Origin of the sequence: Bradyrhizobium sp. 33ap4, assembly GCF_032654765.1 — a bacterium.
Lineage (GTDB): Bacteria > Pseudomonadota > Alphaproteobacteria > Rhizobiales > Xanthobacteraceae > Bradyrhizobium > Bradyrhizobium australafricanum.
Map to the genome: position 1 here is coordinate 22,434 of NZ_JAUMTJ010000036.1, position 23,118 is coordinate 45,551.

Annotated in this window: 24 protein-coding genes; 14 read left to right on the forward strand and 10 right to left on the reverse strand. The window is 64.6% G+C overall.

What is annotated here, in order from left to right; translation table 11 throughout:
* The first annotated feature begins 59 nt into the window (after window positions 1-59).
* The 7 genes from Q2M23_RS26110 (at window position 60) to Q2M23_RS26140 (ending at window position 5,037) form a co-directional block, all read left to right on the forward strand.
* Entirely contained in the window at window positions 60-836 is a 777-nt protein-coding gene (locus Q2M23_RS26110) for an HpcH/HpaI aldolase family protein (RefSeq protein WP_057018410.1), read from the forward strand.
* A 286-nt stretch (window positions 837-1,122) separates the two neighbouring features.
* Entirely contained in the window at window positions 1,123-1,515 is a 393-nt protein-coding gene (locus Q2M23_RS26115; protein ID WP_410469767.1) for a cupin domain-containing protein, read from the forward strand.
* Window positions 1,516-1,635: 120 nt separating this feature from the next.
* Window positions 1,636-2,421 (forward strand): acyltransferase, encoded by a 786-nt coding sequence (locus Q2M23_RS26120; protein ID WP_316397535.1) that lies wholly within the window; start codon window positions 1,636-1,638, stop codon window positions 2,419-2,421.
* A 269-nt stretch (window positions 2,422-2,690) separates the two neighbouring features.
* Window positions 2,691-3,308: a 30S ribosomal protein S4 gene (gene rpsD / locus Q2M23_RS26125; protein ID WP_076828559.1), complete on the forward strand. Its 618-nt coding sequence runs from the start codon at window positions 2,691-2,693 to the stop codon at window positions 3,306-3,308.
* Between the two features lie 119 nt (window positions 3,309-3,427).
* Window positions 3,428-3,655, forward strand: coding sequence for a hypothetical protein (locus Q2M23_RS26130; protein ID WP_076828477.1), 228 nt, complete (start codon window positions 3,428-3,430; stop codon window positions 3,653-3,655).
* Window positions 3,652-3,930, forward strand: a complete 279-nt coding sequence (locus tag Q2M23_RS26135; protein ID WP_310881200.1) for a type II toxin-antitoxin system RelE/ParE family toxin — start codon at window positions 3,652-3,654, stop codon at window positions 3,928-3,930. The genes Q2M23_RS26130 and Q2M23_RS26135 overlap by 4 nt, the downstream gene beginning before the upstream one ends.
* A gap of 39 nt (window positions 3,931-3,969) precedes the next feature.
* Entirely contained in the window at window positions 3,970-5,037 is a 1,068-nt protein-coding gene (locus Q2M23_RS26140) for a threonine aldolase family protein (protein ID WP_316397536.1), read from the forward strand.
* 51 nt (window positions 5,038-5,088) lie between these two features.
* On the opposite strand, the gene Q2M23_RS26145 is transcribed toward Q2M23_RS26140, so the two are convergent.
* From Q2M23_RS26145 to grxD, 4 genes are all read right to left on the reverse strand, one after another.
* Window positions 5,089-6,351, reverse strand: a complete 1,263-nt coding sequence (locus tag Q2M23_RS26145) for a serine hydrolase domain-containing protein (protein ID WP_316397573.1) — start codon at window positions 6,349-6,351, stop codon at window positions 5,089-5,091.
* A 103-nt stretch (window positions 6,352-6,454) separates the two neighbouring features.
* Window positions 6,455-7,738 (reverse strand): serine hydrolase domain-containing protein, encoded by a 1,284-nt coding sequence (locus Q2M23_RS26150; protein WP_057018406.1) that lies wholly within the window; start codon window positions 7,736-7,738, stop codon window positions 6,455-6,457.
* 49 nt (window positions 7,739-7,787) lie between these two features.
* Window positions 7,788-8,339: an O-acetyl-ADP-ribose deacetylase gene (locus Q2M23_RS26155; protein ID WP_057018462.1), complete on the reverse strand. Its 552-nt coding sequence runs from the start codon at window positions 8,337-8,339 to the stop codon at window positions 7,788-7,790.
* On the reverse strand, window positions 8,336-8,668 hold the full coding sequence (grxD, locus tag Q2M23_RS26160) for a Grx4 family monothiol glutaredoxin (RefSeq protein WP_016843475.1): 333 nt from the start codon (window positions 8,666-8,668) through the stop codon (window positions 8,336-8,338). Before grxD ends, Q2M23_RS26155 begins: the two co-directional genes overlap by 4 nt.
* A gap of 292 nt (window positions 8,669-8,960) precedes the next feature.
* On the opposite strand from grxD, the gene egtB reads away from it, so the two are divergent.
* The 3 genes from egtB to Q2M23_RS26175 are packed head-to-tail and all read left to right on the forward strand — an operon-like array spanning window position 8,961 to window position 11,659.
* Window positions 8,961-10,214 (forward strand): ergothioneine biosynthesis protein EgtB, encoded by a 1,254-nt coding sequence (egtB, locus tag Q2M23_RS26165; RefSeq protein WP_316397537.1) that lies wholly within the window; start codon window positions 8,961-8,963, stop codon window positions 10,212-10,214.
* A 53-nt stretch (window positions 10,215-10,267) separates the two neighbouring features.
* Window positions 10,268-11,236, forward strand: coding sequence for an L-histidine N(alpha)-methyltransferase (gene egtD, locus Q2M23_RS26170; RefSeq protein ID WP_316397538.1), 969 nt, complete (start codon window positions 10,268-10,270; stop codon window positions 11,234-11,236).
* 27 nt (window positions 11,237-11,263) lie between these two features.
* Window positions 11,264-11,659 (forward strand): DUF4345 domain-containing protein, encoded by a 396-nt coding sequence (locus tag Q2M23_RS26175; protein ID WP_076828465.1) that lies wholly within the window; start codon window positions 11,264-11,266, stop codon window positions 11,657-11,659.
* A 9-nt stretch (window positions 11,660-11,668) separates the two neighbouring features.
* Here Q2M23_RS26175 and Q2M23_RS26180 read toward each other — a convergent pair whose 3' ends face one another.
* Together Q2M23_RS26180 and Q2M23_RS26185 are read right to left on the reverse strand one after the other, a co-directional pair.
* Window positions 11,669-12,850, reverse strand: a complete 1,182-nt coding sequence (locus Q2M23_RS26180; protein WP_316397539.1) for a low temperature requirement protein A — start codon at window positions 12,848-12,850, stop codon at window positions 11,669-11,671.
* Window positions 12,851-12,882: 32 nt separating this feature from the next.
* Window positions 12,883-13,119, reverse strand: coding sequence for a BolA family protein (locus Q2M23_RS26185; RefSeq protein WP_016843470.1), 237 nt, complete (start codon window positions 13,117-13,119; stop codon window positions 12,883-12,885).
* Window positions 13,120-13,306: 187 nt separating this feature from the next.
* Between Q2M23_RS26185 and Q2M23_RS26190 the strand changes: the two genes are divergently transcribed.
* The gene (locus tag Q2M23_RS26190) at window positions 13,307-13,666 is read left to right on the forward strand and encodes a DUF427 domain-containing protein (RefSeq protein ID WP_057018401.1); all 360 of its coding nucleotides are present in this window, start codon (window positions 13,307-13,309) and stop codon (window positions 13,664-13,666) included.
* Between the two features lie 123 nt (window positions 13,667-13,789).
* On the opposite strand, the gene Q2M23_RS26195 is transcribed toward Q2M23_RS26190, so the two are convergent.
* Window positions 13,790-13,963, reverse strand: a complete 174-nt coding sequence (locus tag Q2M23_RS26195) for a DUF1328 domain-containing protein (protein WP_024582607.1) — start codon at window positions 13,961-13,963, stop codon at window positions 13,790-13,792.
* A gap of 187 nt (window positions 13,964-14,150) precedes the next feature.
* On the opposite strand from Q2M23_RS26195, the gene Q2M23_RS26200 reads away from it, so the two are divergent.
* Window positions 14,151-15,335, forward strand: a complete 1,185-nt coding sequence (locus Q2M23_RS26200; RefSeq protein ID WP_057018399.1) for an acyltransferase family protein — start codon at window positions 14,151-14,153, stop codon at window positions 15,333-15,335.
* Between the two features lie 99 nt (window positions 15,336-15,434).
* Here Q2M23_RS26200 and Q2M23_RS26205 read toward each other — a convergent pair whose 3' ends face one another.
* Both Q2M23_RS26205 and Q2M23_RS26210 read right to left on the reverse strand, forming a co-directional pair.
* Complete coding sequence (locus tag Q2M23_RS26205; protein ID WP_316397540.1) at window positions 15,435-18,515, reverse strand: efflux RND transporter permease subunit; 3,081 nt, start codon at window positions 18,513-18,515, stop codon at window positions 15,435-15,437.
* Between the two features lie 33 nt (window positions 18,516-18,548).
* On the reverse strand, window positions 18,549-19,664 hold the full coding sequence (locus tag Q2M23_RS26210; protein WP_316397541.1) for an efflux RND transporter periplasmic adaptor subunit: 1,116 nt from the start codon (window positions 19,662-19,664) through the stop codon (window positions 18,549-18,551).
* A 178-nt stretch (window positions 19,665-19,842) separates the two neighbouring features.
* Here Q2M23_RS26210 and soxR point away from each other — a divergent pair, with 178 nt between their 5' ends.
* Window positions 19,843-20,319, forward strand: coding sequence for a redox-sensitive transcriptional activator SoxR (soxR, locus tag Q2M23_RS26215; RefSeq protein WP_057018397.1), 477 nt, complete (start codon window positions 19,843-19,845; stop codon window positions 20,317-20,319).
* 108 nt (window positions 20,320-20,427) lie between these two features.
* On the forward strand, window positions 20,428-20,688 hold the full coding sequence (locus tag Q2M23_RS26220) for a GlsB/YeaQ/YmgE family stress response membrane protein (RefSeq protein ID WP_016843463.1): 261 nt from the start codon (window positions 20,428-20,430) through the stop codon (window positions 20,686-20,688).
* Between the two features lie 97 nt (window positions 20,689-20,785).
* On the opposite strand, the gene purL is transcribed toward Q2M23_RS26220, so the two are convergent.
* Window positions 20,786-23,017: a phosphoribosylformylglycinamidine synthase subunit PurL gene (purL, locus tag Q2M23_RS26225; RefSeq protein ID WP_316397542.1), complete on the reverse strand. Its 2,232-nt coding sequence runs from the start codon at window positions 23,015-23,017 to the stop codon at window positions 20,786-20,788.
* Window positions 23,018-23,118 lie beyond the last annotated feature (101 nt).

A 23,118-nucleotide genomic window follows, 5' to 3' on the forward strand; every position in this document is an offset into this window, starting at 1 on the left:
CCTTTTCGCCGTCACAACGCGCTGCTAGCCTCTGCTCTCCTTCGAGGGAGGACCAAAATTTGACCGCAGCCCCGCTGACACCGCTCAATCGCCTGCGCGAGGCGTGGCGCGACAAGCGCCCAACCTTCGGCGCGATCGCGACCATTCCGAGCATCCAGACCGTGCAGATCATGGCGCAGTCGCTGGACTGGATCATCGTCGATCTCGAGCACGGGCCGATCGATCTCGGCACCGCCCATGCGATGATCGTGGCGACCTCGGGCACGCCCTGCGTGCCGATGGTGCGGATCGCCGCCAACGAGCCGCATCTCGCCAAGGCACCGATGGACATCGGCGCGCTCGGCATCAATTTTCCGATGATCTGCAACGCAAGCGATGCGGTGAAGGCGGTGCGCAGCGTGCGCTATCCGCCGCAAGGCGACCGGCTCTGGGGACCGTTCCATGCGCCGTTCCGCTGGGGCGTCTCGATGAACGACTACATGGCGACCGCTGACGACGACATGATCTGCATGATCACGATCGAGCACGTCGATGCCGTCAACCGCATCGACGAGATCATGGCGACACCGGGCATCGACCTCGCAGTGATTGGCCCCGGCGATCTCGCCACCTCGATCAACAAGCGCGGTCTGCCCGACGATCCTGAAGTGGTCGCGCTGATGCAGCGCGCCGAGCAAGGCATCATGAAGAGCGGCGTGCCGATCGGCGGCGTCGCGCGCACCGCCGAACAGGCCAATGCGATGATCGACCGCGGCTACCTCGCGCTCGCACTCGGCTTCGACTGGTCGCTGTTCCAGCGCGGCATCGCGGCCGCGTTCGCGGGGATCAAGCGGTAGGCGTCAAACGCGGCCGCGCGGCGCTCCGCTTGTTCACAGCCGCCGGCGAGCAGGTTCCAGTCACGTCGTGAAGGAACCGTGGCGCAACTTCCGGCATCGCGCCTGCGACGGCGTGAACGATGCATGTCGCCGAGACAGCTCGTTCGCCTGAGTAGCTCATGAATAAGCGGCACAAACCCGCGCTGTTCGATGAACGGACTAATCCCAACGTCGCAAGTGCACATCACATATCGCCCGCTTTCCGCCGCGATTCCGCGCTGCTAGAGTTTTGCGGGTTGGGAGGAAAATGCATGTTCGGAAATTATTGCTTGGTCTCACTGTGATTGCCCTTGCCGGTGCCGGCGCTGCTTTGGCGCAGCAGAGCGGCATCAAGCGGACGCCGCTGCAGAAGGTCGATTTTCCGACAGGCTACAACACGATCACCGCGATCGCCGAGGTTCCGGCCGGGGGTGCGTCGGGGCGTCACACCCATCCCGGCGCTGAAACCGGCTATGTGCTCGAAGGCGAGCTCGAGCTTCTGATCGACGGCAAACCGCCGCTGAAGCTGAAGGCGGGCGGTTCCTACCAGATCCCGGAAGGCGCGGTGCACGACGCCAAGACGTCCGGCGACAAGCCGCTCAAGGTGCTCGGCGTCTATGTGGTCAAGGCCGGCGAGCCGTTGGCAAAACCCGCGCCGTGAGCAGAACCCTTTGGTCTCCGACCAGTTGGTTCATCTGGAGCTTCAGGTGCGGCGAGCAACCATTTGAGCTCGCCGGGCCTTTGATTTTTTGCCTGTTTGCTAAGGAACTGAACCGAACGGATGCGCGGTAAATTTCGTCAGATTTCATTGCCGCGCCGTCTCGTCGCCGATCTGATGCATGCATCGGCCGGCGTGCCGCTGGTCTCCCTGAAGCGCACCCTGAACGTGCGGGCAATCGTCGAGGCTCGTGCACGTGCGGCGCGGGCACCGGGCTGGGCCGCCATCTTCGACAAGGCATTCGCGCTGGTCGCCATGACCGAGCCGACCCTGCGCACGCTGCACGTCAAATGGCCGTGGCCTTGCCTCTACGAGTTGCCGCGCAGCGTCGGCATGGTGGCGATTGCCCGCGTTGAGAAGGGCGAGGATTGCGTGCTGTTCGAGCGCATCTGTGCCGCCGACGAGATGCCGCTCGCCGAGGTCGACGCGCTGATCCGCCGCGCCAAGACCGCGCCGCTGCACGAAATCCCCTCGTTCCGCAAAATGCTCTGCGTGACGCGCCTGCCGCTTCCGCTGCGCCGCCTGGCGTGGACGATCGGGATGAATTTTGGCCGGCAGCGCGCCAATTTCTGCGGCAGTTTTGGCGTGACCTCGGTCGCGGCCTATGGCCCCGGCGAGTTGCACGCGCTGAGCCCAGGGCCATTCCTGTTGAGCTACGGCGTGATCAGGCCGGACCACACTGTCGACGTGGTGCTGCGCTGGGACCATCTGGTCTGCGACGCCGCCCTGATCGCGCAGACCTTGATCCGCCTCGAGCAGGTGCTGGGCGGCGAAATCGCCGCGGAACTGGGCGCGGGCCGGCCGCAAGCCGATGCCCGGCTGGTCCGGGCGGCCGGAAGCCGCCTCTGAGGGGCAAAATCGGCGAATTTTGACGCCAATTCGGCCCAAAATGCCCTGCGTTTTGTTTGACAGAACCGGACTTTCTCCTTAAGACCACCTTGCTCGCGGGCCGGTTTTCGGCCCGCGATGCGTTTCGCGACCCGTGGTCCTCCCCGAGCTTTCGAGGCGGACCTGTCGGTACAGGCCTTTTGGCCGGTACACAGGAGGGCGCGTCTCCTCAAACCCTAGACTGACAAAACGCCGGGCGCTGGGTGCGACGGCTGTACAAAGAGGACGCGATGACAAAGCGCAGTGAGGCGAAGTACAAGATCGATCGCCGCATGGGCCAGAATATCTGGGGCCGCCCGAAGAGCCCCGTGAACCGCCGCGAATACGGCCCCGGCCAGCACGGCCAGCGCCGCAAGGGCAAGCTCTCCGACTTCGGCGTGCAGCTGCGCGCCAAGCAGAAGCTCAAGGGCTACTACGCCAACATTTCCGAGCGCCAGTTCCACGGCATCTATGTCGAAGCCAGCCGCCTGAAGGGCGACACCGGCGAGAACCTGATCGGCCTCCTGGAGCGCCGTCTCGACACCGTGGTCTACCGCGCCAAGTTCGTCTCCACGATGTTCGCCGCGCGCCAGTTCATCAACCACGGCCACATCAAGGTGAACGGCCGCAAGGTCAACATCGGCAGCTACAAGCTGAAGGTCGGCGACCTCATCGAGGTCAAGGACTCCTCCAAGCAGCTGACGCCGGTGCTGGAAGCGGCCCAGCTCCCTGAGCGTGACGTGCCCGACTTCATCGAGGTCGATCACTCCAAGATGACCGCGACGTTCGCGCGCACCCCCGGCCTCTCGGACGTGCCATTCCCGGTGCAGATGGAGCCGCATCTGATCGTCGAATTCTATTCGCGCTGATCACTGCAGCATTGCGATATCCGAAAGGCCCCGGTTTTGCCGGGGCCTTTTTGTTTGCCCACAAGACGACTATGATATTCGGGACTTGGCAGATGACTGCCCGTTGAGGTTTCTTGCCGATGACCCGGTTACTGGAACAGGCCTTCGAGACAGTTTCAAACTTGCCTGACACAGAGCAGGACGAGCTCGCGCGCATCATGCTGCAGCTTGCCGGCGTCGACCAACCACCGCTTCAGCTCGCGCCGGAAGAAGACGCCGATCTGGCTGAAGCCGACTCCGAGATTGCACGCGGCGAGCTGGCAACGGCCGAGGAAGTCCGTGCGATGTGGGCAAAGCACGGGCTGTGAACGTCCGTTACACGCGACGCGCTCTTGTTCAGATTGATCAGGCACTCTCCTATATCGAGACACGATCGCCCCAGGGGGCGGTCGACGTGCGGGACCGCATCTTGGCACTTGTCACGCTGCTGCAAGAGCAGCCGCGTGCAGGGCGCCCGACAAGCCGCTCAGGCGTCCGCCGGCTTTCGGCGACACCTTATCCCTACCTGATCGACTATCGCGTGACGCCCACCGAGATCATAATTATGCGGTTTCGTCACGCTGCCCGGAGGCCTATACGCTAGCGGCGATTCCGCACGCCAGCGGAGCGATGAGGAAAGCCCATGCACTACACCCCTGCCCGGCCCGATCCCAAGGCCCCGCCCGTCCGCATCAACCTTCTGTCCGATACGCAGACCAGGCCGACGCCGGCGATGCGCGAGGCGATGGCGAAGGCGGAGGTCGGCGACGAGCAGGTCGGCGACGATCCGACCACCAATGAGCTCTGCGCCCGCGTCGCCGATCTGCTCGGCAAGGAGGCTGCCGTCTTCATGCCGTCGGGCACCATGTGCAACGTCGCGGCGACGCTGGCCTATTGCCGCCCCGGCGACGAGATTTTGGCGCATGCGACCGCGCATATCATTGCGCGCGAGGGCGGCGCCCATGCCGCGCTCGGCGGTTTCCAGATCACGCAGCTGCCGGGCGATGACGGCCAGTTCACGCCTGAGACCTTCCAGGCCGCGCTGCATCCGCGCACCCGCTACCAGCCGCCGCAGATGCTCGTCAGCGTCGAGCAGACCGCCAATATCGGTGGCGGCACGATCTGGAAGAAGGCGGCGCTCGACGAGGTCGTGCGTATCGCCAAGGCCCACGGCCTTGTCACCCACATGGACGGCGCGCGGCTGCTCAATGCGACTGTGGCGTCCGGCATCACGCCGCGCGACATGACGGCGGGCTGGGATTCCGCCTGGATCGATTTCTCCAAGGGCCTCGGCGCGCCGATCGGCGGCGTGATCGCCGGAACCCGCGCCTTCATCGACGATGTCTGGCGCTGGAAGCAGCGGCTCGGCGGCTCGATGCGGCAGTCCGGCGTCTGCGCCGCCGCCTGCATCCATGCGCTCGATCACCATGTCGACCGCCTCGCCGACGACCATGCCAATGCGCGGGCGCTGGCGCGCGGCCTGTCGCAGATCAACGGCATCGCGGTGCAGGCGCCGGAGACCAACCTCGTCTTCTTCAAGCCCGACGGCGCCGGCGTCTCAGGCGACAAGATGGTCGCCGAGCTGCGCAAGCGCGGCGTGACGCTGGCGATGATGGACGGCCGGATCAGGGCCTGCACGCATCTCGATGTCACCGCGGCGATGATCGAGGAAGCGGTCGGACACGTCAGGGACATCGTGCGCGCGGCGTAACTCCCGTAGCCCAGATTGCGCTTCGCTTCATCCGGGCTTCGAAGCTGAATTCTACCGCCCCATCGCCTGGTAGATCAGCGTCTTCAGCTCCTGCTGGATCCGGCCGCGCTGCGACGGCGTCTGCACCATGAAGATCCCGAACAGGTCGTCCGCGGGATCAATGAAGAAGAAGGTGCCGCCGACGCCGTCCCAGCGATACTCGCCCAGCGGCCAGTCTGTGTTCGGCGGCACCGAGGTGCGGACCGCGAAGCCGAGGCCGAAGCCCGAATTCGGACCGGGATAGTAGTTCTGGTCGCGCACGACGCCGGTCTCCGGACCGATATGGTCCCTCGCCATCAGCGCGACGGTCTCCGGCTTCAGATAGCGCCTGCCCTCATAGCTGCCGCCGTTCAGCAGCATCTGCGAGAAGCGCGCATAGTCGCCGATGGTGCCGACCATGCCGCCGCCGCCGGATTCCCATCGCAGCCGCTTGCGCGGATTGCGGACGTCGGCGACCGGACTGATGGTGCGATCCTTCGGCATCGGCTCGGCGATCAGCGGCCATTTCGCCCGGTCGGCGACGTAGAACGCGGTCTCGTTCATCCCGAGCGGGCCGAGCAGCCGCTCCTGCTCGACCTGAAACAGCGATTTGCCCGTGATCACCTCGATGATGCGGCCGAGCACATCGGTGGAATGGCCGTAGTCCCATTGCGTGCCGGGTTGTTCGGCGAGCGGTAGCGACGTGAGCCGCGCCACGAATTCGGCATTGTCGGGATCGTTGTTGAACAGGCCGGCATCGGCGTAGGTCTTGTTCACGATACCACCGCCGTAATAGCCGTAAGGCAGGCCGGCGGTGTGGCGCATCAGGTCTTCGATGGTGATGGGGCGCCTCAGCGGCTCCAGCGTCATCGCCATCTTGCCCTCATCGCCGCGCTTTTCCACCCCGACCTTCATGTCGGCAAAGGACGGGATATATTTCGACACCGGATCGCCGAGGGCGAGCTTGCCTTCCTCGACCAGCATCATCGCGATGACCGTGGTGATCGGCTTCGACATCGAATAGAGGCGGAAGATGGTATCCGCGCTCATCGAGAGCTCGGTGGCGACGTCGCGAACCCCGAACTTCTCGTAGTAGACCGGCTTGCCATGCTGCTGCAGCAGCAGGATCGCGCCCGGGATCTTTCCGGTCGCGACCTCGTTCCTGACATAGTCGGAGACCCTGGCGAGGCCCTCCGCCGAGAAGCTGTGCGCGGCCGGCCCCGCGGAGCCGGCCTTCGCAACCGTTGCGACCAACGCGAACGCGAGTGCCGCGACGAACGCGCGGCCCCCACGCATGCAAGCGCATGAGCCGATCCGCCTGAATCGGATCATGCCGTCATTCCCTTCTTTTCAACGCGTTTGTTCACGCGAACCGGTATCCACTTCGCTCGAAAACGCTCTAGTTTTCCATGGCTTCATAGACGAGCTGCTTCAGCGTCCGCTGGATGCGCTGACGCTCGGTCGGCGTCTGCTCCAGCAGAACGAAGAAGAAATCCTGCTTGCGGTCGATGACATAATAGCAGCCGCTGGCGCCGTCCCATTTCAGCTCGCCGAGATCGCCGGGCGGTGGTGGCTTCGCAGTGCCGGGATCGGTGCGCACCGCGATCCCAAGCCCGAAGCCGAAGCCGTCGCCGGGGAAGTAGAAAAAGTCGCGCTCGACGCCGGAGCCCGGTCCGACGCGGTCGGTCGTCAGCTCCTTGAACGTCTCGGGCTTCAGGATGGTCTTGCCGTCGAGGGTGCCGCCATTGAGCAGCATCTGCGCGAAGCGCGAATAATCCGCCATGGTCGAGACCATGCCGCCGCTGGCGGACTCCCATTTCTTGACCTTGGTCGGATCGTTGACGCGGCCGACCCGGAAGTCGCTGTCGTTCGGCATCGGCTCGGCCATCAGCTTCTGCTTCTCGGGATCGGTGACGAAGAAGCCGGTGTCCTTCATGCCGAGCGGATCGAGTAGCCTTTCGTGCTCGATCGCCGAGAGCTTCTCGCCGGTGGCCACCTCCATCACGCGCGCCAGAATGTCGGTGGAATGGCCGTATTGCCAGAGCGCGCCGGGCTGGTTGTGCAACGGCAGCTTGGCGATCCGCTCGGCGAATTCGGCGAGATCGAAATCTCCGCCGTAGATATTGGCTTCCTTGTAGGCTTTGCGGACCAGGCTGTCGCCATAGAAGCCGTAAGTGATACCCGACGTATGCGTCATCAGATCGAGGATCGTGAGCGGCCGCTTTGGCGGCACCAGCTCCAGCGTCTTGGTGCCGTCCTCGGCCTTCTTCTCGACGCCGACCTTCACGTTGGCAAAGGACGGGATGTACTTCGAGACCGGATCGTCGAGCTTGTATTTGCCCTCCTGCAGCAGCTGCATTGAGACGACGGCGGTGATCGACTTGGACATCGAAGCCAACCGGAAGATGGTCTTGTCCGTGATCGGCACCTTGCTGACCACATCCTGCACGCCGAAGGCCTCGTGATAGACCGGCTTGCCGTGCTGCTGGATCAAGACGATGGCGCCGGGAATCTTCCCGGTCGCGACCTCGTTCTTGAAGAACTCGCTGATCTTGGCGAGCTTGTCGCGGTTGAAATGCGCACCCGCCGGAATCTCGTAGGTGCCCTCGGTGTGCGGGTACGCCGGCGCCGCCAGCACCACCGCGGCGGCCGCGGCCGCGCACGTCAAACGAAATGAATGCATTTGGATTATCCCTCCCCGGAAATCACGGAGAAGTGTAGCGGCGGTATCATCAGGCACAAGGGCTGCCAAAGGCCCCCAGGACCTTCTGATGAAGCTCGCCGCTTTGGGCAGAAAAGCAGCAAAAGATCACCTGCGCGAGGCCGGGTGCGGCGGCCAGGGCATCGACGACGGCCTTGACCGCGATGTCGGCGGCGCGATCCGGCGGGAAGTGATAGACGCCGGTCGAGATGGCGGGAAATGCGATGGAGCCCAGCTGATTGGCGTGGCACAGCTCGATGCCGCGGCGATAGCAGGATGCGAGCAGCGCATCCTCGTTTTGGATGCCGCCGTGCCAGATCGGGCCGACGGCGTGGATCACGTGCTTGGCCGGGAGCCGATAGCCTTTGGTGATCTTGGCATCGCCGGTCTTGCAGCCGTGCAGGGTGCGGCACTCGGCGAGCAGCTCGGGGCCCGCGGCACGATGGATCGCACCGTCAACACCGCCGCCGCCGAGCAGCGATGAATTGGCCGCGTTGACGATGGCGTCAACGCGCAAGGTCGTGATGTCGGTAACGATGACTTCGAGCCGCGCCTTGCCGATCTGGCGCGCCGTCAAGGTCAGGCAGCCACGTCGACCGGGATGCCCTTGTCGGCAAACAGCTGCTGCAATTCGCCGGCCTGGAACATCTCGCGGATGATGTCGCAACCGCCGACGAACTCGCCCTTCACATAGAGCTGCGGAATCGTCGGCCAGTTCGAATAGACCTTGATGCCGTTGCGCAGCTCGGCGGATTCGAGAACGTTGAGGCCTTTGTAGCCGACGCCGATGTGGTCGAGGATCTGCACGACCTGACCGGAAAACCCGCACTGCGGGAATTGCGGCGTGCCCTTCATGAACAGCACGACGTCGTTCGACTTCACTTCGTTGTCGATGAATTGCTCGATGCTCATTTTCGCTTCCTTCGGGGGCGGCGCTCTCAGGCCTTGACGGGCCGGCCCACCCTTCTAACCCGTGACTGACTATATATGTAGCTCAAACCATTGTGCATCCAAAGCAAAATGGCGGAAATCTGGCATGCACCGGGCGCTGCGGGCGCCCAAAATGGGCCGGGATTATCTGACGGCCCCAATATCATCGCGGGGGGAGGCTTTTTTCCCGTAACGGAGCCCCTATCTAGGACGAACTGTCCGTTGGGAACCAGTTTGCCGAAGCAACGTTCTCTCCATTGAATCGGAGACCCCTGTGACGAAACCAGCCTCTGCCGCGGCCGCCCTTCCCGCCGTCCCCCCGTCACTATCCTCCGAATCCGGCCCGCTCGCCCAGCGCTTGGTGGACGCCTATCGCGCCGTCCGCGACGAGACCGAACGGCGGGCCGCGCCGCTGTCGCCCGAAGACCAGCTGATCCAGTCGATGCCGGACGCGAGCCCAGCCAAATGGCACCGCGCCCATACCACCTGGTTCTTCGAGCAGTTCCTGCTCGGCGAGCACGTCAAGGGCTACACGCCATTCCATCCCGACTACGCTTATCTGTTCAATTCTTATTACGTCAGCGCCGGTCCGCGGCACGCCCGCCACCAGCGCGGCCATTTGACCCGCCCGACCGCCGACGAAGTCACCGCCTACCGCCGCCATGTCGACGGCGAGGTGGTGAAATTCTTCCACACTGCCGGAGCCGACACGCTCGAGGCGCTGGTGCCGCTGGTCGAGGTCGGGCTCAATCACGAGCAGCAGCATCAGGAGCTGATGTACACCGACATCCTGCATGCCTTCGCGCAGAACCCGATCCCGCCGGCCTACGATCCGACATGGCGCTTCCCGGCGTCGCAGCACGGGCCTGAGGAATGGGTGACGCTCAACGAAGGCATCCACACCGTCGGCCATGGCGACGACAGCTTCCATTTCGACAATGAGAAGCCCGCGCATCGCGCCTTGGTCGGCCCGGTCAAGCTCGCGAAGAACCTCGTCACCAATGCCGACTGGCTCGCCTTCATGAAGGACGGCGGCTATTCCACCGCCACGCTGTGGCTGATGGATGGCTTCGGCACCGTGAGCAACGAGGGCTGGCAGGCACCCGGCCATTGGCGCGAGATCGACGGCGAATGGAGGATCATGACGCTCGGCGGCCTGCAGCCGATCGATCCGTCCGCGCCGGTTTGCCACGTCAGCTACTACGAGGCCGACGCCTTCGCCCGATGGGCCGGCAGGCACCTGCCGACCGAGATGGAATGGGAGGTCGCCGCGCGCGCCGGCCTGCTCAACGACGCCTACGGCATCGTCTGGCAATGGACCCGTAGCTCCTATTCGCCCTATCCGGGCTACCGCGCGATCGAAGGCGCGCTCGGTGAGTACAACGGCAAGTTCATGGTCAACCAGCTCGTGCTGCGCGGCTCGTCGCTGGCGACGCCTTCAGATCACAGCCGCGTCACCTATCGCAACTTCTTCTATCCACACCATCGCTGGCAATTCACGGGGTTACGCCTCGCAGACTATGCCTGATTGAGTCCTGTCGACATCAATAACGCGTCGGTAAGCGCGTTCGGGAGAGTATCATGAATGTGCATGCCGCCGCTTTGGCCAAAGCGTATCCGTTCGACGCAGCGACATCGGTGTTTGCCGGCGACGTGATTGGCGATCTCGCCCGTCACCCGAAACGGCTGTCGCCGAAATATTTCTACGACGCCACCGGCTCCGAGCTGTTCGAGCAGATCACGGTGCTGCCGGAATATTATCCAACGCGCACCGAGCTTGGCATCCTGCGCGACCGCGGCGACGAGATCGCCGCGATCATCCCTGACGGCGCGGCGCTGGTCGAGTTCGGCGCTGGCGCGACCACCAAGGTGCGCCTGCTGCTCGAGCATTGCGAATTCGCAGCCTATGTGCCGGTCGATATCTCAGGCGATTTCCTGAAAGCCCAGGCCGACGGGCTGCGGAAGGATTTCCCTCGCCTCGGCATCTACCCGGTCGCTGCCGATTTCACCACGCCGTTCACGCTGCCCGAGGCCGTCGCCACGATGCCGAAGGTCGGCTTCTTCCCCGGCTCGACGCTCGGCAATTTCGAGCCGAGCGAGGCCTTGGCCTTCCTGCGAAGCGCGCGAAAAATCCTCGGCCACGGCGCGCAGATGATCATCGGCGTCGACCTCGAGAAGGACGAGCGCGTGCTGTACGACGCCTATAACGACGCAGCCGGTGTCACCGCGCGGTTCAACCTCAATGTGCTGGTTCGCATCAACCGCGAGCTCGGCGGCAATTTCGATCTGTCGGGCTTCACGCACCGCTCGATCTACAACCGCGATCGCCATCGCATCGAGATGCACCTGATCAGTCGCAAGGCGCAGACCGTGCGCATCCTCGGCAACACCTTTGCGTTCCGTCCGGGCGAGAGCATCCACACCGAGAACAGCTACAAATACTCGCTCGAGCGCTTCACCGCGCTCGCCCGCAGCGCGGGCTGGACGGTGCGCGAAAGCTGGACCGACGCCAACACGATGTTCTCGGTGCACGCACTGGTCGCGGACTAGCGCCCAAACCAAGAGACGGGGCAAATCATGGGCAGGCGTCCGCTGCAGATCGCGACGGCGTTGCTCGCCCTGGTCCCGATCCTGACCGGCATCATCACCATGCTGGGCGTCAGTGATCCGCTCTACGCCTCCGCGGGCGTCCCGGCGCTGCCGGTGCTCGACAGCAATCTGCGCTTCTTCGGCGGGGTCTGGCTCGGTCTCGGCCTCGCGCTGCTCTGGCTGGTACCGCGGATCGAAAGCGAGAGCGTGCTGTTTCGGGTGGTCTGGGGCGGCATCTTCCTCGGCGGCATCGGCAGACTGCTGTCGATGCTGATGGTCGGCCTGCCGCCGCTGCCCTTCGTGGGCTTCACCGCGCTCGAAGTGATCGGCGCACCGCTGTTCGTCTATTGGCAGCACCTGGTAGCAAAGGCCGGCCGCAAGTAACGGCGGCCGCTATTCCTCTTCCCCCGTCGATCGCAGCGAGATCGACTCCCACGCGGCGACCACGATCATGATCGCGGTGGTGACGATCGAGAGCACCAGCGGCGACATCTCGCGGACGAAATAGGCCGTGATCGCCAGCGCGACGATGCCAACGCCGTGCGACAGCTGGAGAAAGTTGCGGATCACATATTTGAACAGGATGGTCCCGATCAGGAACAGCATGGGCCCGCCGACCGAGCTGACGATCGTGTTCAGATCGGAATGACCGGACGGGTGCTTCAGCACCAGTTCGTCGGCCACCGCGGTGAGGATGATGCCGCCGACGATCGGCATGTGCAGATAGGTATAGGCGATCCGCGCCACGCGCCCGGATTCCTCTGACTTGGAGATCATATCCGAGCCGGCTTCGGCGCCCTTGTGGAAATAGATCCACCACATCGCGATGCTGCCGACCAGCGCCGAGATGAACGCGGTGACATTCTCCGGCGTCCAGGTCAGCTCGGCAAAGGTCGCGCCATCGACCACGATGGCCTCGCCGAGCGCAATGATGATGAAGCCGGCGCAGCGCTCGGCCATGTGGCCACCCTCGACCGACCACGCCTCGATCGAGGAAAAGCCGAGCCCAGGGGTCCAGAATCGCGCGGCCGGCGCGATATATTCGATGGTCAGCGCCGCAATCCAGAGCCACATCCGCGTCTCATGTTCGGCGAATCCGCCGAGAATCCACAGCACGGCCGAGCAGGACAGCCAGGTCAGGATGCGGATGGCGTTGTGGCGCACCGCCGTCCGGCGCCGCGGCGTCGCCAGCAGCCAGAACGTGGTGCGGCCGACCTGCATTGCCGCATAGGTCCCGGCAAACCACAGCCCGCGGCCCTCGAAGGCGGTCGGTATGGAGGTCGACAGCAACAGCCCACCCAGCATCAGCACGAACAGCAGCAGGCGGACCGGCGTCAGCTCGGGATTGAGCCAGTTGGTGACCCAGGTGGTGTAGACCCACACCCACCACACCGCGAGGAACAGCAGCGTGACCTGCACCGCCCCAAGCGGGGTGAAGTGGTGCAGCAGCGTATGCGACAGCTGCGTGACGGCGAAGACGAAGACGAGGTCGAAGAACAGCTCGGCATTGGTGACGCGGCTGTGCTGGTTCGGCACGATGACGCGAAACATCGCACCGCGTGGATTGTCCACCATGCTTGAGGCCCCCGCCCGCAGCTTTGCCGGGCCTAGCCTTCCGGCACGCCGGTCTGCAGGGCCAGCGCGTGCAGCACGCCGCCCATCTGGCCCTTCAGCGACTGGTAGACGATCTGGTGCTGCTGGACGCGGGACTTGCCGCGGAAGGACTCGGAAATAACAGTGGCGGCGTAGTGGTCGCCGTCGCCGGCCAGATCGCGGATCGTCACCTCGGCATCGGGAATCGCTGCCTTGATCATCGATTCGATATCACGGGCGTCCATCGGCATCCCAGTCCACCTCCGTCAGGTCGTTCGAATCAGGGCCAGATCGGCCAGATAAACCTAAGGATAAAACCTAGCCCTTGGGGTCTTCTAGGTCATCCCGGGCACACTATATTCCCATTCCCAGCGATTTAAACCTGCATCAATCGGTCACAAGCCATCACACCGAAATGACCAGAAGAGGCGCAGAATCATGAAGCTCCCCGGCCCCGATCATCCCATTACGATCACGCCCAACGCCAAGCGCGTCCGCGTCATCGCCGACGGCGTCGTGATCGCCGAGACCACCCATGCGCTGACCTTGAAGGAAGCGAGCTATCCGGCCGTGCAATACGTCCCCCGGCAGGACGCCAACATGGAGCTGTTGACCCGCACCGAGCGGACCACGCATTGCCCGTACAAGGGGGACGCGAACTACTTCAGCATCAAGGCCAACGGCAAGACGCTGGACAACGCGATCTGGACCTATGAGGAGCCCTTCCCGGCGATGACCGAGATCGCCGGCCACCTCGCCTTCTATCCGGACAAGGTGAAGATCGAGGAAGTCGCCTAGGGTCGCCTGCCGCAAGCGCCGGGCCTCGCCCGGCCTTTGGTCGCGCGCTGACTCAGCCTGCAAAACGGCAATGCCCGGGCGAGGCCCGGGCATGACGTCGGGAGCGCTTGGCCCCGATCCCAGCTATACCCTGAATATCGTGAGCCCGAGGATCAGGAGCACCAGGAAGATCACGACGAACACATAGAACAGAAAGCGCGCGATGTCGGCGGAGGCGGCGGAAATGCCGGTGAAGCCAAGCAAACCCGCGATGATCGACACGACAAGGAAGATCAGCGCCCATTTCAGAATTGTCATTACCCGCTCCTCATAACCGCGCGTGTCCGCCAGGTCGGACGAGAACGCCCGCACCCGACCGCAGTTCCAAAGACGAAACAGCTTCGCCGAGATGACCGACCTCGATACTCCCCCGTCCGGCCGATTGGGCCTTGCTGAATCAGGTTCCCGACTGCAACATCAGGGTGCAGACCCGGCTGGTGGCACCATGAAATCGATTGCTCACGCGGCTCCGGCCGTCGACATCCAGGCAGCACCGAAGCTCCACAAGCGCAATGTCGCGCTGGACCGCGCACGCACCTTCCTGACCCTGGTCGTGCTGCTGCACCACGCGGTGATCCCCTACACCTATTTCGGGCACACCGACCCGACATCGTGGATCGGCTTCGACTGCGTGGTGCTCGCCACCGACAGCTTCTTCATGGCGATGTTCTTTTTCCTGTCGGGGCTGTTCGTCTGGCCGGGGCTCGGCAACAAGCCATGGCTGATCTTCCTGCGCGACCGGCTGCTGCGGCTCGGCCTGCCGTTCGTGATCTGCGCTGTCACGGTCATTCCGATCGCCTATTACGCGATCGCGCTGCGCGCGACGCCGGGGCTGAGCTTCTCCGAATTCTGGTGGAAAACCATGACGGTCGGGCCGTGGCCAAGCGGACCGATCTGGTTCGTCTACGTCCTGATGGCTTTCGACCTCACGGCGAGCCTGCTGTACCGGGTGTCGCCGCGTCTGCTCGATCCGATCAACCGCCTGTCGATCAAGGGATTTCAACGTCCCTCGAAGTTCTGGCTGTTCCTCGTCATCGTCAGTGTCGCCGCCTACCTGCCGATGCTGGTCCATTACGGCCAGAACTACTGGTTCGAGTTCGGACCGTTTTCGGTGCAGGCGAGTCGCGTGCTGCTGTACGCCTCCTATTTCTTCATCGGAGCGGGAATCGGGGCGGCGAACCTCGAGGGTGGCGTGCTCAGCGCGCACGGACGGCTGACCGAGCGCCGCTGGTTCTGGACCGGCATCACGCTGATCCCCTACTGTTTGATGTGGGTGATGATCTACATCAAGCGCATGATCATCGGTAACCCCGATCCGCTGCCGGGCTGGTATCTCGGGATCTACGGTACCTTCTATGTGCTGTTCAGCGCCTCGATCCTGTTCGCGATCCTGGCCTACTTCCTGCAATCGAAATCGTCGGGCCCGACGCTGCTCGACCGGATGCAGGGCGACGCCTACGGCATGTTCCTGGTGCACTATCCGATCGTACTGTGGCTGCAATACTGGCTGTTTGATATGGATCTGCCGGCCTTCGCCAAGGCCGCGATCGCGTTCTTCGCCACTGTGGCGCTGAGCTGGGCGGTCACGGCCGTGTTGCGTAAGATTCCCGGCTCGAGATACGTGCTTTAGTTCGATGAAGCCGTAGGATGGGTAGAGCGCAGCGAAACCCATCACTTTCGTGCCGTGCATCGAGATGGTGGGTTTCGCTGCGCTCTACCCACCCTACGCCTACGCAGCGATCTCGCCCCTCGCCGCCACGCTTTCCAACCGCGGGGCGGCCGCCGCGCGATGGTCGCGGGCGATCAGGATGTAGAAGGTCGGCAGCACGAACAGCGTGAACAGCGTGCCGATCAGCATGCCCATCACCACGACGATGCCGATGGCGAAGCGGCTCGCGGCGCCGGCGCCGTCGGCATAGAGCAGCGGGGCAAGGCCCGCGACCATCGCGGCTGTCGTCATCAGCACCGGCCGCATCCGCACCGCGGCCGCCTTCTGGATCGCGGCGACCCGGTCGAGCCCTTCGTGGTGCTGGATCTCGTTGGCAAAGCTCACCATCAGGATGCCGTGCTTGGAGATCAGCCCGATCAGGGTGACGAGGCCGATCTGGGTGTAGATGTTCAGCGTGGTGAAGCCGAAATACAGCGGCAGCAGTGCGCCGCAGACCGCGAGCGGCACCGTGACCATGATCACCAACGGATCGCGAAAACTTTCGAACTGCGCCGCCAGCACCAGGAAAATCACGATCAGCGCCATGCCGAAGGTGACGATGAGACGGTTGCCCTCCTGGACATATTGCCGGCTGTCCGACAGCCAGTCGACGGTCATCCCCGGCGACAGCTTCTGCGCCTGCATGAACGACACCGCCTGCCCCATGGTGACGCCGGGCCTCAGCACCGCCGAGATCGTCGCGGCGTTCATCTGATTGAACTGCGGCAGCCGGTTCGGCTCCGGCTTGACGTTGACCTTGATCACCGTCGACAGCGGAAACATCTGCCCCGAGCTCGAACGGACGTTGAAGTTTCCGAGCCCTTCCGGCGTGACCCGGTCGGCCTGGCGCACCTGCGGGATCACCTCGTAGGAGCGTTCAAAGAAATTGAAGCGGTTGACATAGTTCTCGCCGACCAGCACCGCGAGGGTGTCGGCGATGGTCTGCATACTGACCCCGGCCTCGGCCGCCTTGGCGTGATCGATGGTGATCCGCGCGGTCGGGCTGTCGAAGGCGAGATCGCTGTCGACGAAGGCGAACAGCCCGCTCTTCCATGCGGCCCCCTTCAGCGTCTCGACCTCCTGATAGATGGTGGCGAAATCGCCGGCCGAGCGCACCACCATCTGGAACGGCAGGCCGCCGGTCGCCGCCGGCAGCGCCGCCGGCTGGAACGGCGTCACGCTGGCGCCGAGCACGCCATAGGACATGCCGTAGAGCTGGTTCTGGATGTCGTTGGCCGAGCGCTTGCGCTTGTCCCAATCGGTCAGGGTGATGCCGCCGAAGGCATGGTTCTGCCCGTCGGTACCGTTGATGAACCAGCTCGCGTGGTATTCGGGAAACGAGCGAAACAGCTGCTCGATCTGGTCGGAGGAGCGCGTGGTGTAATCGACGCTGGCATATTGCGGCGCGCGGAGCACGGTGAACACATAGCCCTGGTCCTCGGAGGGCGCGAGCTCGCGCTGGCTGCCGAGGAACAGCACCACGATCGCCGCCAGCACCCCGAATGCCACCAGCAGCACTGCTGCGCGCATCTTGAGCGTCGCGGCCAGCAGCCGGCCATAGCCACGCGACAGCCTTGAGAACTGATGCTCGACAAAACGGGCAAATCGGCCGTGCGAGGTGGCTTCGCCGAGCAGCTGCGCGCTCATCATCGGCGACAAGGTCAGGGCGATGACGCCCGAGACCACCACCGAGCCCGCCAGTGTGAAGGCGAATTCGCGGAACAGGCTGCCGGTCAGGCCACCCATCAGGCCGATCGGCGCATAGACCGCGGCGAGCGTGATCGTCATCGCGATCACGGGACCGATGATCTCGCGCGCGCCAATCAAGGCGGCGTCGCCGGGGCTCCGCCCTTCCTCGATGTGACGATGGATGTTCTCCACCACCACGATGGCGTCGTCGACCACGAGCCCGATCGCCAGCACCATCGCGAGCAGGGTCAGCAGATTGATCGAGAAGCCGAGCGCCAGCATCATCGCGGCGGTGCCGACCAGCGACAGCGGCACGGTGACGACAGGGATCAGCACCGAGCGGAACGAGCCCAGGAACAGCAGGATCACCACCACCACGATCGCGATCGCCTCGGCCAGCGAATGCTGTACCTCCGATATCGAGGCCTTGACGAAGTGCACGATGTTGAAGACGTCGGCGACCTTCAATCCGGGCGGTGCCACGCGGTTGAGGTCCTCGATCACCTTGGCGGTGGCGGCGACAATCTCCAGCGGGTTGCCGTCGGGGGTCGGCTGCACCGCGATGTAGACGGTGGGCCTGCCGCTGTCGCGTGCGTTGGAATCGTAGTTCTCGCCGCCGATCTCGAGGGTGGCGACGTCGCCGAGCCGCACCAGGCCGCCGCCGCCGGCGCCGGTCTTGATCACCATCTTGCGGAAATCGTCGAGATTGCGCAGATCGGTCGCCGCGGAGATGTTGGTGACGGTCATCTCGCCGCGCAGCCGCCCCGGCGCCGCCTGCACGTTGTTGGACCGCAGCGCGGCGGAGATATCGGCCGCGGTCAGCACGCGTGCCGCGAGCTTGAACGGATCGATCCACACCCGCATCGCCAGCGACGATCCGCCCGAGGTGTCGGCCGACGCCACGCCGGGCACCGAGGTGAGCAGCGGCTGCGCCACGCGGGTCGCGAAGTCGGTGATCTGCGCCGGCGTCAGCGTGTCGCTGGTGAAGGCGATGTACTGCACTGCCGACGCGCCGTCGGTGATCTTGGTGATGACAGGGTCGAACACGCCGGCCGGCATGCGGTACTTGACCTGCTGCACCTTGGCGAGCACTTCGGTCATGGCGCGGTCGGCATTGGCGTTGAGCACCAGCTTGGCCTTGATCTGGCTGAGGCCAAGCGTCGAGTTCGAGGTCATGTACTCGATGCCGTTGGCGGTCGCGATCGACTGCGCGATGACAGACGTGACGAAGCCCTGCATCACGTCCTGGGTCGCACCGGGGAACGAGACGTCGACCTGGATCGTCGCGCTCTCCATGTTGGGATATTGCCGCACCGGCAGCGAGACCATCGCTGCGGTGCCGATCAACAGGATCAGCAGGCTGACGACCGTCGCCAGAATCGGCCGGCGGATGAAGATGTCGGTGAAATGCATGATGCTTGCCTTTGGTCGCCTACCGCTCGCGGGTCAGCGTCCCTTCTCCGGCGTCTCCGCCATGGTCGTCTGGACGGCCGCGCCGGGCATGACGCGGAGCTGGCCCGCGGTGACGATGTGATCGCCGGGCGCAAGCCCCTGCTCCACCACGACACGCTCGCCGATCCGTTGCCCGGTCTTGACAGCGACGCCGACCGCCTTGTTGTCGCGCACGACCAGCACGCTCTCGCCGGATGCGCTGGTCTGGATCGCCGTGACCGGCACCACGATGGCGTCGGCCTGCGGCGGCAGCACGACGTTCACCATCACGAAGAGGCCCGGCCGCAGCAGCCGGTCGGGATTAGGAAACAGGGCTTGCACGAGGACATTGCGGGTGTCCTCGGCGACCTGCGGCTCGATGGCGTTGATCTTGGCCTCGAACACCCGATCGGGGAAAGCATCGGTACGGATCGTCACCGCGCTTCCCACCTTCAGATTTGACAGGCGCTGCTGCGGAACGGTGAAATTGGCATAGAGCTGGTCGAGCGCGGTCAGCGTCGCGAGCGCATCGCCGGCATTGACGTATTGGCCGAGATTGACCTTGCGCAGACCGATCTGGCCCGCGAACGGCGCGCGGATCGTCATCTGCGCGATCTGCGCATCGAGCTGGTCGAGCGAGGCGTCGGCCTGCTTCAGATCTTCCTGCCGCTGCTGCAGCGTCTCCTGGGTCACGAAGCCGGACGGCGCGAGGCCCTGCGCACGCTTCTCCTGCAATTGCGCGAAGCGTCCCTTGGAGACCGCAACCGCACGCGCGGCGCGCAGCGGCGCGTCATAGAGCTGCACCAGCGGCGCGCCCTCGGCGACATCGATGCCGGCATCGAAATTGATCGCGGTGACGCGGCCGGCAACCTCCGGCGCCAGAATCACCTGCCGCACCGCCTGCAGCGAGCCGATCGCCTCGATCGACCGCGGCAGGGTTTCGGTCCGCACCACCATCGCCGCGACCGGCGTCGGCGGGGCTTCGGCGGTGGGCTTGGCCGAGGCGCTGGATCCGCCTGCGCGCCAGGCAAACAAGCCGGCCGCGGCACAGGCGAGCAACAGAACGGTAATGCCGAACGGCCTGGCACGAAGCCCGAGCCAGCGGCGCGACGAAAATGATGCGGACGGCATATTGCTTCCAAGAACGAACCCCGGCGTGTCGGCCGGAAGCTTGCCCCTGCAAGCCCGCAATTGATATAGAACCTCAAGTATGGTTGAGGTCAAGGCTGGCAGCTTGCAAGTCTTCTAATGCACGACTTCTAATGCAAGACTTCCAATGCAGGACTTCTGATCCGGGATTGCTTGGGCAATGACGCTTGCGCAGGAGCTTTCAGTCGGCGAGGTGGCGCGGCGCAGCGGACTTGCCGTCTCCACCCTTCACTTCTACGAGAGCAAGGGACTGATCGCGAGCCGGCGCACCGGCGGCAACCAGCGCCGCTACATGCGCGGCGTGCTGCGGCGGATCGCGGTGATCAGGATCGCGCAGCGCGCCGGGATCCCGCTGGAGGAGATCAGGCAGACCTTCGCCGCGATACCGCTCGATCGCGCGCCGACCGTGCGCGAATGGGAGCGCGCGATGCGGGCCTGGACCGAGACGCTGGAGCAGCGCATCAACGATCTCACCGACCTCCGCGACAAGCTGTTCAACTGCATCGGCTGCGGCTGCCTGTCGGTGACCGATTGCCCGCTGCGCAATTGCGACGACAAGCTCGGCGCCCAGGGGCCGGGCCCGCGCATCCTGATCACCGCAGCCGAACGCCGGGCACGGCGCAAGCGGCGGGGCTGACGGCATTTTTCGTGGCCGACAAGTTGCGCACAACCTGCCTTTGGTCACATCCCGCCAGGTGATTCTCAGGTATGCTGGCCGGACTGCTTGACCCTAGGGAGTCCTGAGATGAACGACCCTCAAGTTGGATGGATCGCCGCCATCATCGTCGGCGGACTGGCGGGCTGGCTCGCCGAGATGTTCATGAAATCCGGAACCGGCATCTTCATGAATATCATCCTCGGCATTGTCGGCGCCGCGCTGGCGAACTGGCTGTTGGGTCTGCTCGGCGTATCGCTCGGCGGAGGCTGGCTCAGCTATCTCGTCGCCGGCTTCATCGGCGCCTGCATCATCATCTTTGCCTGGCGCGCGGTCCGCGGCGCGACATAAGGCATGATCCGAAGGGATCACGTTCGGAATAGAAATGGCGCGATGATGGGTTCATCGCGCCATTGAATCGTTGCTCGCGGCGCCTGATCCAGCCGGATCAGGCGGCAGTGCCGTGCATGTAGTTCGGCAGCCAGTACTCGAAGGCGCGCGACAGGCTTTCGACCGCAACCGGCGACTCCCCAGCCACCGCAATCGCGTCGCCGCCGGTGGTGCCGATGCGCGCGCAGGGCACGCCGGCGCCCTTCATCTTGGCCAGCACGAGGCCTGCGTCGGCGGCCGGCACGGTGACGATGTAGCGGGCCTGATCCTCGCCGTACCAATAGGCATGCGGCACGATCGAGGACGGCGCGGCCAGGAGCTGCGCGCCGATGCCGCTGGCGATCGCCATCTCGGCGAGCGCGATCAAAAGACCGCCGTCGGAGACGTCGTGCACCGCGGTCGCGGTGCCGGCATGGATCATGCCGCGCACCACGTCGCCATTGCGCTTCTCGGCAGCGAGATCGACCGGAGGCGGAGCGCCCTCCTCGCGGCCGCAGACGTCGCGCAGATAGACCGACTGGCCGAGCCAGCCCTGCGTGTCGCCAACCAGGAGGATCGCCTCGCCGGCCGCCTTGAACGCCAGGGTCGCGGACTTGGTGAAGTCGTCGAGCAGGCCGACGCCGCCGATCGAGGGCGTCGGCAGGATGCCGCGACCGTTGGTCTCGTTGTAGAGCGAGACGTTGCCGGACACGACCGGGAAATCCAACGTGCGGCAGGCCTCCGAAATGCCCTTCAGGCAGCCGACGAACTGGCCCATGATCTCGGGGCGCTCGGGATTGCCGAAGTTGAGATTGTCGGTGATCGCGAGCGGCCGGCCGCCGACCGCGGTGATGTTGCGCCAGGCTTCCGCGACCGCCTGCTTGCCGCCCTCGAACGGATCGGCCTCGCAATAGCGCGGCGTGACGTCGACGGTGAGCGCAAGGCCCTTCGGTCCGTCCTCGACGCGAACCACCGACGCATCGCCGCCGGGACGCTGCATGGTATTGCCGAGGATGACGTGGTCGTACTGCTCCCACACCCAGCGCTTCGAGCACAATTCGGGCGTGCCGATCAGCTTTTCCAGCGCATCCGCGATACCGAGCGGCGGCTTGACGTCCTGCCCGCGGATCACCGGCAGCGCATTCGAGGCGACGTGCGGACGGTCGTAGACCGGCGCCTCGTCACCGAGCTCCTTGATCGGCAGATCGGCCATCACGTCGCCGCCATGCTTGACGACGAAACGCTTGGTCGGCGTGGTGTAGCCGACGATGGCGAAATCGAGCCCCCATTTGCGGAAGATCGCCTCGGCCTCTTTTTCCTTCTCGGGCTTGAGCACCATGAGCATGCGCTCCTGGCTCTCCGAGAGCATCATCTCGTAGGCGCTCATCCCGGTCTCGCGGGTCGGCACCGCGCTGAGGTCGAGCTCGACGCCGAGATCGCCCTTGGCGCCCATCTCGACCGCCGAGCAGGTCAGGCCAGCCGCGCCCATGTCCTGGATCGCGATCACGCAACCCTTTTCCATGATCTCGAGGCAGGCTTCCAGCAAGAGCTTCTCGGCGAAGGGATCGCCGACCTGCACGGTCGGGCGCTTCTCCTCGGAGGCGTCGTCGAATTCGGCCGAGGCCATCGAGGCGCCGTGGATGCCGTCGCGGCCGGTCTTGGAGCCGAGATAGACGATCGGCATGTTCACGCCGGAGGCCGCCGCGTAGAAGATCTTGTCGGCGTCGGCGAGGCCGACCGCCATCGCGTTGACCAGGATGTTGCCGTCGTAGCGGGTGTGGAAACGCACCTGGCCGCCGACCGTCGGCACACCGAAGGAATTGCCGTAGCCGCCGACGCCCGCGACCACGCCGGACACCAGATGCCGGGTCTTGGGATGCTCGGGCGCACCGAAGCTCAGCGCGTTCAGGCAGGCGATCGGGCGCGCGCCCATGGTGAAGACGTCGCGCAGGATGCCGCCGACGCCGGTGGTCGCGCCCTGGTAGGGCTCGATGTAGCTTGGGTGATTGTGGCTCTCCATCTTGAAGACCACGGCCTGCCCGTCGCCGATGTCGATCACGCCGGCATTCTCGCCGGGACCCTGGATCACCCAGGGGGCCTTGGTCGGCAGCCCGCGCAGATGGATGCGCGACGACTTGTACGAGCAGTGCTCGTTCCACATCGCCGAGAAGATGCCGAGCTCGGTGAAGGTCGGAACCCGCCCGATCAGCTTCAGGATGCGCTCGTACTCGTCCGGCTTCAGCCCGTGGGCGGCGACGAGTTCGGGGGTGATTTGGGGCTCGTTCTTGGCATCGTTCTTGGGCGCGTTCATGGGACCCTTAATAGGTAGATAGAACGGGGGCGAAAAGGCCTTTTAGGGCCCATTTCCGGCCTGTCCAGAGCTTTGCGGCAGCTGACCGCGGCCCGGGATTT

Coding starts and splice junctions, on each gene's coding strand:
- rpsD (WP_076828559.1), top strand. CDS start 2,691: ATGACAAAGCGCAGTGAGGCGAAGTACAAGATCGATCGCCGCATGGGC.
- egtD (WP_316397538.1), top strand. CDS start 10,268: ATGAATGTGCATGCCGCCGCTTTGGCCAAAGCGTATCCGTTCGACGCA.
- Q2M23_RS26220 (WP_016843463.1), top strand. CDS start 20,428: ATGAACGACCCTCAAGTTGGATGGATCGCCGCCATCATCGTCGGCGGA.
- Q2M23_RS26200 (WP_057018399.1), top strand. CDS start 14,151: ATGAAATCGATTGCTCACGCGGCTCCGGCCGTCGACATCCAGGCAGCA.
- soxR (WP_057018397.1), top strand. CDS start 19,843: ATGACGCTTGCGCAGGAGCTTTCAGTCGGCGAGGTGGCGCGGCGCAGC.
- Q2M23_RS26180 (WP_316397539.1), bottom strand. CDS start 12,850: ATGGTGGACAATCCACGCGGTGCGATGTTTCGCGTCATCGTGCCGAAC.
- grxD (WP_016843475.1), bottom strand. CDS start 8,668: ATGAGCATCGAGCAATTCATCGACAACGAAGTGAAGTCGAACGACGTC.
- purL (WP_316397542.1), bottom strand. CDS start 23,017: ATGAACGCGCCCAAGAACGATGCCAAGAACGAGCCCCAAATCACCCCC.
- Q2M23_RS26185 (WP_016843470.1), bottom strand. CDS start 13,119: ATGCCGATGGACGCCCGTGATATCGAATCGATGATCAAGGCAGCGATT.
- Q2M23_RS26120 (WP_316397535.1), top strand. CDS start 1,636: ATGCGCGGTAAATTTCGTCAGATTTCATTGCCGCGCCGTCTCGTCGCC.
- Q2M23_RS26195 (WP_024582607.1), bottom strand. CDS start 13,963: ATGACAATTCTGAAATGGGCGCTGATCTTCCTTGTCGTGTCGATCATC.
- Q2M23_RS26205 (WP_316397540.1), bottom strand. CDS start 18,515: ATGCATTTCACCGACATCTTCATCCGCCGGCCGATTCTGGCGACGGTC.
- Q2M23_RS26140 (WP_316397536.1), top strand. CDS start 3,970: ATGCACTACACCCCTGCCCGGCCCGATCCCAAGGCCCCGCCCGTCCGC.
- Q2M23_RS26175 (WP_076828465.1), top strand. CDS start 11,264: ATGGGCAGGCGTCCGCTGCAGATCGCGACGGCGTTGCTCGCCCTGGTC.
- Q2M23_RS26210 (WP_316397541.1), bottom strand. CDS start 19,664: ATGCCGTCCGCATCATTTTCGTCGCGCCGCTGGCTCGGGCTTCGTGCC.
- Q2M23_RS26190 (WP_057018401.1), top strand. CDS start 13,307: ATGAAGCTCCCCGGCCCCGATCATCCCATTACGATCACGCCCAACGCC.
- Q2M23_RS26150 (WP_057018406.1), bottom strand. CDS start 7,738: ATGCATTCATTTCGTTTGACGTGCGCGGCCGCGGCCGCCGCGGTGGTG.
- Q2M23_RS26145 (WP_316397573.1), bottom strand. CDS start 6,351: ATGCGTGGGGGCCGCGCGTTCGTCGCGGCACTCGCGTTCGCGTTGGTC.
- Q2M23_RS26130 (WP_076828477.1), top strand. CDS start 3,428: ATGACCCGGTTACTGGAACAGGCCTTCGAGACAGTTTCAAACTTGCCT.
- Q2M23_RS26115 (WP_410469767.1), top strand. CDS start 1,123: ATGCATGTTCGGAAATTATTGCTTGGTCTCACTGTGATTGCCCTTGCC.